Here is an 11386-nt window from a genome sequence, read left to right as displayed (position 1 = left end):
CGGTGCCGCGGGTCAGTCCCGGTCGCAGACGAAGATCGCCGTGCCGGGGATCAGGCCGCCCCGCAGCGGGGACCAGCCGCCCCACTCGGCGTCGTTCCACACCGGCCACTCCGGCTCGACCAGGTCGGTCAGCCGGAACCCGGCGCCCACCACGTCCCGCACGCGGTCGCCGACGGTCCGGTGGTGCTCCACGTAGACGGCGCGGCCCCGCTCGTCCTGTTCGACGTAGGGCGTCCGGTCGAAGTAGGAGGAGGCCACGCTCAGCCCCTCCGGACCGGGCTCGTCGGGGAACGCCCATCGGATGGGGTGGGTCACCGAGAAGACGAACCGTCCGCCGGGTCGCAGCACCCGGCGCACCTCGCGCAGGACCCGGCCCGGGTCGGCGACGAAGGGCAGCGCGCCGTAGGCCGAGCAGGCCAGGTCGAAGGAGCCGTCGGCGAAGGGGAGGACGGAGGCGTCCGCCTCGACCAGGGGGAAGGGGGACCCGATCCGCAGGGCGTGCTGGAGCTGGCGGTGCGAGAGGTCGAGGGCGACCGGCCGGGCTCCCTGCGCCGCCAGCCACCGGGAGCACTGGGCGGCGCCGGCGCCGATCTCCAGGACGTCCCGGCCCTCGAGGGCGCCGGCCGGGCCGAGGAGGCGCGCGTCCTCCTCGTCCAGGCCCTCGGGGCCCCAGACGAAGCGGTCGTCACCGAGGAAGTCGCCGTGGTCGGTCTGGTACTCGTCGGCGTTGCGGTCCCACCAGCCGCGGTTCGCCCGGGAGCTCTCCGCGTCGGAGGCCTCGCGGCGGGTGGCCTCCGCATCGTCCGCCCCGGTCTGCCCGACCGTCCCGGACGGCCCCCGGGCCCCGTCCGCCCCGGGCGTCAGGACCGGATCCGTGGCCTCGTGAAAACCGTTGGACTCTTGGATGACCGGCTCCTCACCGCTAATCTTCGAACCGTCCGCGAGTCGTCCGCGACGGCTCCAGGAGTCCTTCACAGGCGCCTGCCGGCGGATGCCGCATGTTCGCGGCGACGACCTCGCACGACGAAATTTCTGCCGGGATTGTGGCATTTCGCCCGTGCTGCGCGCTTCGCGCATTGACCCTGCCCGGCTGCCCCCGTATGCTACAAGTTGCGCTGCGGGCCTGCGCACCTCAGACGTAGCAGGTCGCGCTCGCATCTGTTGTATGTCCCCTCGGTTGTCGAGGCGCCCCTTGAAAAAGTGGCGCTTCCTTGGCTGTCCGGCTTCATCAGAGCGAAACGGGCTCCCGGCGTAAGCAGTACCTACGACTTCAATGTCCGTACCGGAGCCCTTTCCCACATGACGAGCAGCACCGAGACCACCGCCACCACGCCGCAGGTAGCGGTCAACGACATCGGTAACGAGGAAGCCTTCCTCGCCGCGATCGACGAGACGATCAAGTACTTCAACGACGGCGACATCGTCGACGGCGTCATCGTGAAGGTCGACCGGGACGAGGTCCTGCTCGACATCGGTTACAAGACCGAAGGTGTCATCCCGAGCCGCGAGCTCTCGATCAAGCACGACGTCGACCCCAACGAGGTCGTCAAGGTCGGCGACGAGATCGAGGCCCTTGTCCTTCAGAAGGAGGACAAGGAAGGCCGCCTGATCCTCTCGAAGAAGCGCGCCCAGTACGAGCGTGCCTGGGGCACCATCGAGAAGATCAAGGAAGAGGACGGGATCGTCACCGGTACCGTCATCGAGGTCGTCAAGGGTGGTCTCATCCTCGACATCGGTCTCCGTGGCTTCCTCCCGGCCTCCCTGGTCGAGATGCGCCGCGTCCGCGACCTCCAGCCCTACGTGGGCAAGGAGCTCGAGGCCAAGATCATCGAGCTGGACAAGAACCGCAACAACGTGGTCCTGTCCCGCCGTGCCTGGCTCGAGCAGACCCAGTCCGAGGTCCGCCAGACCTTCCTCACGACCCTCCAGAAGGGTCAGGTCCGCTCCGGCGTGGTCTCCTCGATCGTCAACTTCGGTGCCTTCGTGGACCTGGGTGGCGTCGACGGTCTGGTCCACGTCTCCGAGCTGTCCTGGAAGCACATCGACCACCCGTCCGAGGTCGTCGAGGTCGGTCAGGAAGTCACCGTCGAGGTCCTCGACGTCGACATGGACCGCGAGCGTGTCTCCCTGTCGCTGAAGGCGACGCAGGAGGACCCGTGGCAGCAGTTCGCCCGGACCCACCAGATCGGTCAGGTCGTCCCGGGTAAGGTCACCAAGCTCGTTCCGTTCGGTGCGTTCGTCCGCGTCGACGAGGGCATCGAGGGTCTGGTCCACATCTCCGAGCTGGCCGAGCGCCACGTGGAGATCCCGGAGCAGGTCGTCCAGGTCAACGACGAGATCTTCGTCAAGGTCATCGACATCGACCTCGAGCGTCGTCGCATCAGCCTCTCGCTGAAGCAGGCCAACGAGGCCTTCGGTGCCGACCCGTCGGTGGTCGAGTTCGACCCGACCCTGTACGGCATGGCCGCGTCCTACGACGACCAGGGCAACTACATCTACCCCGAGGGCTTCGACCCCGAGACCAACGACTGGCTCGAGGGCTACGAGAAGCAGCGCGAGGAGTGGGAGCGCCAGTACGCCGAGGCGCAGACCCGCTTCGAGCAGCACCAGGCCCAGGTCATCAAGTCCCGCGAGGCGGACGAGAAGGCCGCGGCCGAGGGTGGCGAGGCCGCTCCGGCCCCGACCGGTGGCGGTTCGTACTCCTCCGAGGGCGGCGACACCTCCGGTGCGCTGGCTTCGGACGAGGCGCTGGCCGCGCTGCGCGAGAAGCTGGCCGGCGGCCAGAGCTGAACGCGTTCCGCGTGAACTGACGCGAGCCTGAGGAAGGCCCCGTCCACCCCCTCCCGGGGGCGGGCGGGGCCTTTCCGCGTGCGGCCGCGCAACCGTGCGGCCGCGCAACCGTGCGGCCGCACGGCCGTGCGGCCGTGCGGGAAACGTAACGCGGGGAAACGGGTGAGACATGTCCATGACTGACGAGCCGTAACGCGCCGCTGTGAGGATCCGAGTCGATCAAGATCGTCGACGAGAGGGGATCCCCCGTGACACAGACGCAGCCGGGTTCGGGCACCAGCCGCCGCAGCTTCCTCCAGGCCGTGGGGATCAGCGGCGGGGCCGGCGCGATGCTCGCCACCATGGGCGCCCTGGGGCTGGCCCCCACCGCGGCGTACGCCGCCGAGAAGGAGGCCCCGTTCCGGCCGCCGTCCAAGGGCGACTTCACCTTGCAGGGCCGCTCGGGGAAGCCCGCCAGAATCGTGATCATCGGGGCCGGCATCGCGGGCCTGACCGCCGCCTACGAGCTCGGCAAGGCCGGATACGACTGCGTGGTCCTGGAGGCCCGCGACGAGGTCGGCGGCCGCAACCTGACGGTCCGCGGCGGAGACACCCTCACCGACGTCAACGGCGTCCGCCAGACCGCCCGGTTCAGCGAGGGCCAGTACATGAACGCCGGGCCCGGCCGCCTGGCGCAGTGGATGAACACCCTCGACTACTGCCGCGAGCTCGGCGTGGAGATCGAGGTCTTCGCCAACAGCAACGCCAGCGCCCTGATCTACAACGAGCGCTCCGGGATGAAGGCCCCCGTCCAGTACCGCACCGCCAAGGCCGACGTCTACGGGTACGTCTCCGAACTCCTCGCCAAGGCCACCAACGCAGGCGCCCTGGACGCGGAGCTGACCGCCGACGACAAGGAACGGCTGCTGGCCTTCCTGCGCGGCTACGGATCGCTCGGCGCCGACCTCACCTACACGGGCACCGAGCACCGCGGCATGAGCATCGACCCCGGCGCCTCCGGCACCCCCGGCGAGGTCCTCGGCGGCGTGCCCTCCCTCTCCGACGTGTTCTCCTCCAACGTCGGCCGGTACTTCTCCTTCGAGTTCGGCTACGACCAGGCCATGCTGATGTTCCAGCCGGTCGGCGGCATGGACGCGATACCCAGGGCGTTCGCCCGCGCCATCGGCCACGACAGGATCCGCACCGGCGCCCCCGTCACCGGCATGCGGAACACCTCGGAGGGCGTCGAGGTCACCTACACCAGGAACGGCCGGCCGCACACCCTGAAGGCCGACTACTGCATCGCCACCCTCGCCCCCTGGATCCTCGCGCGCACCCCCCACAACCTGGGGCAGTCCGTCCAGACCGCGCTCCAGGCGGTGCGGGCGTCCTCCGCCGGCAAGATCGGACTGGAGTACCGCAGCCGCTGGTGGGAGAAGGACTTCAAGATCTTCGGCGGCATCACCGAGACCGACCTCGACCTCAGCCACATCTGGTACCCGTCCCACGGACACCTCGGCCGGCGCGGCCTGATCATCGGCTACTACAACACCGGCGCCAACGCCGACGCCTACTCGGCGCTCACCCCGGCCCAGCGCACCGAGCGGGCCGTCGCCCAGGGCGTGAAGATCCACGGCGAGAAGTACCGCACCGAGCTCGCGGCCGCCTTCTCCCACCAGTGGAAGCTGGTCCCCCACCTCGAGGGCGCCTGGCACTCGATGCCCGGCGGCCCCGACGCGCCCGCCTTCGCGCCGCTGAACCAGGCTCAGGGCAACGTCTACTTCGCCGGCGACCACCTCAGTCACCTCGACGCCTGGCAGCACGGCGCCATCTCCTCGGCCCGCAAGGTCGTCACCGAACTGCACCGCCGGGTGCTGGCCGGCTGACCGCGGAGTCCTACCGGGGGACGGTGCCCCTGACAGGTCCTCAGCCCGGGGGCGCGGGAATGAGCGCGCCCTCGGACACGTTCTGTCATCAGGAAAGACAGGAGGACCGCCACAGTGCTTGATCCGCAGGGTTTGTACGCATGGGAGCCGAAAGGCCTGGCCGTCGCCGAGATGGCTCTGGCGCAGGAGTCGGCCGGTCTGGTCATGCTCTACCACTTCGACGGATACATCGACGCGGGCGACACCGGCGACCAGGTCGTCGACCGCCTGCTCGACACACTGCCCCACCAGGTCGTCGCCCGGTTCGACCACGACCGCCTCGTGGACTACCGGGCGCGTCGTCCCCTGCTGACCTTCCAGAGGGACCACTGGTCGGCCTACGAGGAGCCCAAGCTGGAGCTCCGCATCCTCCAGGACTCCACCGGCGCCCCGTTCCTGCTGCTGTCCGGCCCCGAGCCGGACGTCGAGTGGGAGCGCTTCGCGGCCGCCGTGCGGGAGATCGTGGAGCGCCTGCGGGTGCGGCTCAGCGTCAACTTCCACGGCATCCCCATGGGCGTCCCGCACACCCGCCCGGTCGGCCTCACCCCGCACGGCAGCCGCGCCGACCTGGTGCCCGCGCCGCGCAGCCCGTTCGAGGAGGCGCAGGTCCCCGGCAGCGCCGCCGCGCTGGTCGAGTACCGGCTGGGCCAGGCCGGGCACGACACCCTCGGCGTCGCCGCGCACGTCCCGCACTACCTCGCCCGCTCCCGCTACCCCGACGCCGCGCTCACCGTCCTGGAGGCGGTCACCTCCGCCACCGGCCTGGTGCTGCCGGCCGTCGCGCACTCGCTGCGCACCGACGCGCAGCGCACCCAGAGCGAGATCGAACGGCAGATCCGGGAGGGGGACGAGGAACTGGTCGCCCTGGTCCAGGGCCTGGAGCACCAGTACGACGCGGCGGCCGGCGCCGAGACGCGCGGCAACCTGCTCGCCGACCCGGCCGATCTGCCGTCCGCGGAGGAGATCGGGCAGGAGTTCGAGCGCTTCCTGGCCGAACGGGAGGGCGGCGAGGGCTGACCCCCGGAACGCCGTCGCCGCGGCCGCCCGTGTACCCGCGCCCTCGGGCTGCCGGGCACGCGGTGCCGGGCGGTGGTGGCCCCCGTTCGGGCGGCCGGGGCCGCGGACTAGGCTGCGGACATGCTGACTGTGGGGCTGACCGGCGGAATCGGCGCCGGCAAGAGCGAGGTGTCCCGGTTGCTCGTGGAGCACGGGGCGGTGCTGATCGACGCGGACCGCATCGCACGGGAGGTCGTCGAGCCCGGCACGCCGGGGCTCGCCGCCGTGGTGGAGGCCTTCGGCCCCGAGGTGCTGGCCGCGGACGGCAGCCTGGACCGGCCGAAGCTGGGCGCGGTCGTCTTCGCCGACCCGGAGAAGCGGGCGGTGCTCAACGGGATCGTGCACCCGCTGGTGGGGGAGCGCAGCCGCGCCCTGGAGGCCGCCGCCCCGGCCGACGCCGTGGTGGTCCACGACGTGCCGCTGCTCACCGAGAACGGACTGGCTCCCCTCTACGACCTGGTGGTGGTGGTCGACGCGAGCTCCGGCACCCAGCTCGACCGGCTCACGCGGCTGCGCGGCATGAGCGAGGAGGACGCCCGGGCCCGGATGGCCGCGCAGGCCACGCGCGACGAGCGGCTGAAGATCGCGGACGTCGTGATCGACAACGACGTGCCGCTGGAGGAGCTCAGGCGGCGCGTGGCCGAGGTGTGGGAGGAACTCGCCCGCCGCGCCCGCCCGGCGGAATAGCGCCACGCGCCGGCGCGTTGAAGCCGTCCACCGAGGGAAGGCTGCTCACCGAGAGAAGGAGGGCAGACGTGCCCGACACCAGTGGCGCGTCCGGGAGGACCCCGGAGACGCATGTCATCGACTTCCGTGCCGCCGAGCAGCTGCTCGCGGCGCGGGATCCGCGGGGCGCGGTGAAGCTGCTCGACGCGGTGATCGCCGCCCATCCGGAGAACACGGCCGCACGGCTGCTGCGGGCCCGGGCGTTCTTCGCCGCGGCGCAGCTCAGGCCGGCCGAGCTGGAGTTCACCGTCGTGCTGGAGCGCGAGCCGGACAACGCCTACGCGCACTTCGCGCTGGGGCGGACCTACGAGCGGCAGGGCCGCCACGACCAGGCGCGGCGGCACTTCCGGCTGGCGGCCGCGCTGGACCCGCGTCCGGACTTCCTGAGCGCCGCCCGCTTCGACCCGCCGGCCGACGGCCCGGCCCGCTGACCTGCCGGACAGCCCTCAGTCGGGGTAGTGGTACGGCGGGATGTCGGGGCCCGGCTGGTAGTGGGGGCCCTGGCGGAGGTGGCGCACCACCATCGCCAGGTCGATCAGGACCACCACCAGAGCGGCCCCGCAGATCAGCGCCCAGCCGGGGTGCCCGCCGAGCGCGAAGAGCACCATGCCGGCCACCGAGGCGGCTACGCCCCACAGGCTGAGCCACAACCGCAGCCGCAGCGCGCTGCGGGCGTGCACCGGTTCGTCTCCCGAACGGCGCATCCTCCTGCACCACCCTCCCGGGACGGCTTGCCGTGACGGACGCCGGGCCCGCGGGGAACGCCAGACCCGCGGCGGACGCCGGGCCCGCGGCGAACGCCAGACCCGCGGCGGAGGTCAGGCCCGCGGCTCGGCGGTCGCGGCGGCCCGGCGGGAGGCCTCCAGACCGCGCAGCCGATCCATCTCACGCCGGTCCCGCTTGGTGGGCCGGCCCGCCCCGCGGTCACGGATCCCGGCCGGCGCCACCGCCTCACGCGGCGGGGGCGGCGGGCTGTTGTCCACGTAGCACTCGACGGCGGCGGGCGCGCCGACCCGCTTGCGGATCAGCTGCTTGACGACGACGACCCGCTCCCGGCCCTCGTGCCGGACCCGGACCTCGTCGCCGGTCTTCAGCGCGTGGGCGGGCTTGACCCGCTCGCCGTTCACCCGGACATGACCGCCCCGGCAGGCCGCGGCCGCCAGCGAGCGGGTCTTGACCAGCCGCACGGACCAGATCCAGACGTCCACCCGAACGCTCTCACTCATGCGGTCGACTCTACTGCGCGGGCCCGGCCCACGGGGCGGCCGGAAGCGCGCCGCTGAACGGACCATCCGGAGTGCGTCCGGCGCCGCCCGGTTCCAGGCTGGGTGGGCGCGAGCGACGCCAGAGGGGAGCAGCCGGCCCATGAGCAGTGCCGTACCGCCGCCGCGGGCGGACGCCGAGCAGCGGCCCCGGCGCCGGTTCGCCTTCCCCAGCGCGCTCACCGTCCTGGTGCTCGTCACCGTGTCGGTCTGGCTGCTGGCCTTCGTCGTCCCCTCCGGCGTCTACGACCGCGACGAGGACGGCGCGCCGGTGCAGGGCACCTACCACCGCGTCGACTCCGGGCTGAGCTTCCTCGAACGGCTGAACGACCTGTTCCTGGCCCCGGTCAACGGCCTGTACGGCGTCCGGGACGGGAACGGGACCGTCGGCCCCGACCTGACGGGGGAGCTGTACGGCGCGGCCGGGGTCTTCCTCTACGTCCTGGCCATCGGCGCGTTCATCACCATGGTGTTCGCGACCGGCGCCCTCGACCACGGCATCGAGCGGCTGGCCCACCGGCTGCGGAACCGCAGCGCGCTGCTGATCGTGGCGATCATGCTGGTCTTCGCGGTGCTCGGCACGGTGTCCGGGTTCGCCGAGGAGACCCTCGGGTTCTACGGCCTGGTCGTGCCGCTGATGCTGGCGCTGGGCTACGACCGGATGACCGCGGTCGGGGTGACCGTCCTCGGCGCGGGCGTCGGCGTGCTGACGTCCACGGTGAACCCGTTCGCCACCGGGGTGGCGTCCTCGGCCGCCGGGATCTCCCTCGGCGACGGGATCGTGCTGCGCTTCGTGATGTGGCTGGCGCTCACCGCGGTGACCGTCGGGCACGTCCTGCTCTACGCCCGCCGGGTGCGCCGGAACCCGGACCGGTCGCTCTCCGGTTTCCTGCCCGGGGACCGGGAACTGGCCGCCGAGTCCCGCCGCGAGGTGCCGCCGCTGCGGGGCACGGAGCGGGCGGTCCTGGCCACCATGGTGCTGGTCTTCGCGTTCATGATCTTCGCGGTGGTCCCCTGGTCCGCCGCGCTCACCGGCGACGCCGACGCCGAGCCCTACGGCTTCGAGCTGGGGTGGTACTTCCCGCAGCTCGCCGCGATGTTCCTCGTGGCGGCGGTGCTGGTGGGGGTGATCGCCCGAATGGGCGAGCGGAAGGTCAGCGACACCGTGGTGCGGGGCGCCGCGGACTTCATCGCCCCCGCGCTGGTGGTGGTGCTGGCCCGCGGAGTCACCGTGATCATGAACAACTCGCGGATCACCGACACCGTGCTGCACGGCGTCGAGGGGGTGGTGCAGGGCACCTCGTCGGGCGTCTTCGCCATCCTGGTGTTCGTGGTGAACCTGCCGCTGGCCTTCCTGATCCCGTCCACCTCGGGGCACGCCACGCTGGCCATGCCGATCGTCGCCCCGCTGGCCGACTTCGCGGGCGTCTCCCGGGCGGTGGCGGTCACCGCATGGCAGGCGTCCAGCGGGATCATGAACCTCTGGGTGCCGACCAGCGCGGTCGTCATGGGCGGCTGCGCGCTGGCCAAGGTGGGCTACAACCGCTACATCCGGTTCGTGCTGCCGCTGCTGGGCCTGCTGTTCATCCTCGTCTGCCTGTTCCTGGCGCTGGGCGCGGCGATCACCTGACGGCTCCACCTGACGGCTCCGCCTGATGGGCTCGACCCGACGGTCCCCGGCCGGCAGGCCCTAGGCTGGGACCGTATGGATCACGACCTCGACCTCCTGGACCGGCGGATCAGCGAGTGCCGGGCCTGCCCTCGGCTGGTCGCCTGGCGGGAGGAGGTCGCCCGCGTCAAGCGCGCGGCCTTCGCCGACCAGGAGTACTGGGGGCGGCCGGTCCCTGGTTTCGGGCCGCCGGACGCGCGGCTCGCGGTGATCGGCCTCGCCCCCGCCGCGCACGGCGGCAACCGCACCGGCCGGATGTTCACCGGCGACCGCTCCGGCGACGTGCTCTACGCCGCGTTGCACGAGGTCGGGCTCGCCTCCCAGCCGGTCTCCACGCACCTGGGCGACGGCCTGGAACTGTACGGGGTGCGGGTGACCGCGCCTGTGCACTGCGCGCCGCCGGAGAACCGGCCCACCCCGCGGGAACGGGACACCTGCCGGACCTGGCTGGTACGGGAACTCACGCTGCTGCGCCCCACGCTGCGCGCGGTGGTGATCCTCGGCGCCTTCGGCTGGCAGGCCGCGCTGCCGGCCCTGGCCGAGTCGGGCTGGACGGTCCCGCGCCCCCGCCCGGTGTTCGCCCACGGGACGCGGGTCCGCCTGGAGCCCGCCCAGTCCGGACGGACCCCGCTGACCGTCCTCGGCTGCTTCCACGTCAGCCAGCGCAACGTCTTCACCGGAAAGCTGACGCCCGCGATGCTGCGCGAGGTCCTCACCGAGGCGGCCGAGGCCGCGGGACTGTCGCCCTGACCCCGCCGCCACGGGTCCCGGCCCGGCGGTCCGCCGGCCGGACTGCGCGGCGTGGACGCCCTGCTCACCGGCGCCGGGGCGGACGACGGCGGGAGGGACGGCACCCGGGCGGACGGCGCCGTGGAGCTCGTGGCGCGGGCCGCCGCGCTGTTCGCCCAGGCCATGTCACCCCACGGCGGCTGACGGGGCGGAGGGGTCCGGGGGCCCCGGCCGGTGCCCGGGACTCCAGACGTACCGCACGTCCGGCTCGCCCTCCTCGTTGCCGGAACCGTCCGTCCGTTCCCGCGCCACGAACCCATGCCGCTCGTAGAACCGCGCGGCCGGCCCGTTGACCTGGAAGGCCCACAGGAACAGCCCCTCGGGCCGCCGCTCCTTCGCCAGCGCCACGAACCGGTCGCCCAGGCCACGGCCCCGCCACCCGGGGTCGAGGTAGAGCTGGGACAGCTCCCCGTCCCCCAGGACCATCACGCCGACCGTCTCCCCGCCGGACTCCGCGACCCAGGTCTCCCGGCCCGGCACCACCACCTCCCGGAACCACTCCCGGACCTCGTCGTCGCCGTGCGCCCGGCGCACCGTCGGCAGCGCCGCGTCGTAGGAGCGCAGGTACACCTCGGCGGCCGGCCCGGCGTCCGCGGCGACGGCCCGCCGGAGCACCACCTCCGGCACCACCGCCGTCGCGGTGATCTCCACCAGCTGCCCGGCGTACCCGAGGCAGGCGACCCCCAGCAGGGTCGACGAGTGCGGTCCGGCCGCGAGCCCGGAGGCGGTCACCACCTCCCAGACCCGCCCCAGCACGGCGGGGTCGTCGCTCACCACGTACACCTCCGTCCGCACCACGTGCGCCGGGCCGCTGCCCACCGCGGCCAGCTGCCGTCGCAGGTTGGCGACGGTCTGCTCCGCCTGCCGGACCGGATCGGCCTCCCCGACGAGCCTCCCCGCGGCGTCCAGCGGCACCGTCCCGGCGAGGAAGGCGAGCCGGGTTCCGGCCTCCACCACGGACACGTGGGAGTAGGAGGGCGGAGGGAAGAGCCCCGGGGCGGTCACGACGCGCTCGATCATGCGGTCTCCAGAGGTGTCGGGTCTGCTCCGGCGTGGAGCACGTCCGATCATGGAGGGCCGCCGCACCCGGCCGCATCCCCTTTCGGCCGCACCCGGACCGGCACGTCACGTGCCCGCAACACCGTTGTCCTCACCGGTTCGCGCGGCCCGGGTACGGTCGGTTCCGTCCC

The 11386-nt window shown here is 72.7% G+C and carries 11 protein-coding genes and 2 pseudogenes; 8 read left to right on the top strand and 5 right to left on the bottom strand.

What is annotated here, in order from left to right; all coding sequences use genetic code 11:
* Positions 1 to 12: 12 nt before the first annotated feature.
* A complete protein-coding gene (locus tag ACWD3O_RS24830; RefSeq protein ID WP_451417404.1) occupies positions 13 to 864 on the bottom strand; it encodes a class I SAM-dependent methyltransferase in 852 nt (283 codons plus the stop codon).
* A gap of 435 nt (positions 865 to 1299) precedes the next feature.
* Between ACWD3O_RS24830 and rpsA the strand changes: the two genes are divergently transcribed.
* From rpsA to ACWD3O_RS24805, 5 genes are all read left to right on the top strand, one after another.
* Positions 1300 to 2790: a 30S ribosomal protein S1 gene (gene rpsA, locus ACWD3O_RS24825; RefSeq protein ID WP_451413182.1), complete on the top strand. Its 1491-nt coding sequence runs from the start codon at positions 1300 to 1302 to the stop codon at positions 2788 to 2790.
* A 248-nt stretch (positions 2791 to 3038) separates the two neighbouring features.
* Positions 3039 to 4655 carry an FAD-dependent oxidoreductase gene (locus ACWD3O_RS24820; RefSeq protein WP_451417394.1) on the top strand — a complete coding sequence of 539 codons (1617 nt, stop codon included), beginning with the start codon at positions 3039 to 3041 and terminating at the stop codon, positions 4653 to 4655.
* A 114-nt stretch (positions 4656 to 4769) separates the two neighbouring features.
* Positions 4770 to 5711 carry a PAC2 family protein gene (locus ACWD3O_RS24815; protein WP_451417393.1) on the top strand — a complete coding sequence of 314 codons (942 nt, stop codon included), beginning with the start codon at positions 4770 to 4772 and terminating at the stop codon, positions 5709 to 5711.
* Between the two features lie 120 nt (positions 5712 to 5831).
* Positions 5832 to 6437, top strand: a complete 606-nt coding sequence (coaE, locus tag ACWD3O_RS24810; RefSeq protein WP_451412492.1) for a dephospho-CoA kinase — start codon at positions 5832 to 5834, stop codon at positions 6435 to 6437.
* A gap of 68 nt (positions 6438 to 6505) precedes the next feature.
* On the top strand, positions 6506 to 6907 hold the full coding sequence (locus ACWD3O_RS24805; protein WP_451412491.1) for a tetratricopeptide repeat protein: 402 nt from the start codon (positions 6506 to 6508) through the stop codon (positions 6905 to 6907).
* A 15-nt stretch (positions 6908 to 6922) separates the two neighbouring features.
* Here ACWD3O_RS24805 and ACWD3O_RS24800 read toward each other — a convergent pair whose 3' ends face one another.
* Together ACWD3O_RS24800 and ACWD3O_RS24795 are read right to left on the bottom strand one after the other, a co-directional pair.
* Positions 6923 to 7180, bottom strand: coding sequence for a DUF6343 family protein (locus ACWD3O_RS24800; protein ID WP_451412490.1), 258 nt, complete (start codon positions 7178 to 7180; stop codon positions 6923 to 6925).
* Positions 7181 to 7294: 114 nt separating this feature from the next.
* Positions 7295 to 7699, bottom strand: a pseudogene (locus tag ACWD3O_RS24795) (RNA-binding S4 domain-containing protein); the annotation flags it as partial.
* 142 nt (positions 7700 to 7841) lie between these two features.
* On the opposite strand from ACWD3O_RS24795, the gene ACWD3O_RS24790 reads away from it, so the two are divergent.
* The 3 genes from ACWD3O_RS24790 to ACWD3O_RS24780 all read left to right on the top strand — a co-directional run bounded on the left by ACWD3O_RS24790 (position 7842) and on the right by ACWD3O_RS24780 (position 10340).
* A complete protein-coding gene (locus tag ACWD3O_RS24790) occupies positions 7842 to 9368 on the top strand; it encodes a YfcC family protein (protein ID WP_451417392.1) in 1527 nt (508 codons plus the stop codon).
* Between the two features lie 75 nt (positions 9369 to 9443).
* Positions 9444 to 10157 (top strand): uracil-DNA glycosylase, encoded by a 714-nt coding sequence (locus tag ACWD3O_RS24785; RefSeq protein ID WP_451417391.1) that lies wholly within the window; start codon positions 9444 to 9446, stop codon positions 10155 to 10157.
* 51 nt (positions 10158 to 10208) lie between these two features.
* Positions 10209 to 10340, top strand: a complete 132-nt coding sequence (locus tag ACWD3O_RS24780; protein WP_451417390.1) for a hypothetical protein — start codon at positions 10209 to 10211, stop codon at positions 10338 to 10340.
* Here ACWD3O_RS24780 and ACWD3O_RS24775 read toward each other — a convergent pair.
* Both ACWD3O_RS24775 and ACWD3O_RS24770 read right to left on the bottom strand, forming a co-directional pair.
* The gene (locus ACWD3O_RS24775) at positions 10323 to 10826 is read right to left on the bottom strand and encodes an N-acetyltransferase family protein (RefSeq protein WP_451412497.1); all 504 of its coding nucleotides are present in this window, start codon (positions 10824 to 10826) and stop codon (positions 10323 to 10325) included. The genes ACWD3O_RS24780 and ACWD3O_RS24775 overlap by 18 nt on opposite strands.
* A 6-nt stretch (positions 10827 to 10832) precedes the next feature.
* Positions 10833 to 11216, bottom strand: a pseudogene (locus ACWD3O_RS24770) (RidA family protein); the annotation flags it as partial.
* Positions 11217 to 11386 lie beyond the last annotated feature (170 nt).

The sequence above is a fragment of the Streptomyces sp. NPDC002640 genome (assembly GCF_053592575.1).
Note: the sequence above shows the minus strand (reverse complement) of the source record. Positions and strands in the feature narration are given on the sequence as shown.

Coding starts and splice junctions, on each gene's coding strand:
- ACWD3O_RS24790 (WP_451417392.1), top strand. CDS start 7,842: ATGAGCAGTGCCGTACCGCCGCCGCGGGCGGACGCCGAGCAGCGGCCC.
- ACWD3O_RS24800 (WP_451412490.1), bottom strand. CDS start 7,180: ATGCGCCGTTCGGGAGACGAACCGGTGCACGCCCGCAGCGCGCTGCGG.
- rpsA (WP_451413182.1), top strand. CDS start 1,300: ATGACGAGCAGCACCGAGACCACCGCCACCACGCCGCAGGTAGCGGTC.
- coaE (WP_451412492.1), top strand. CDS start 5,832: ATGCTGACTGTGGGGCTGACCGGCGGAATCGGCGCCGGCAAGAGCGAG.
- ACWD3O_RS24785 (WP_451417391.1), top strand. CDS start 9,444: ATGGATCACGACCTCGACCTCCTGGACCGGCGGATCAGCGAGTGCCGG.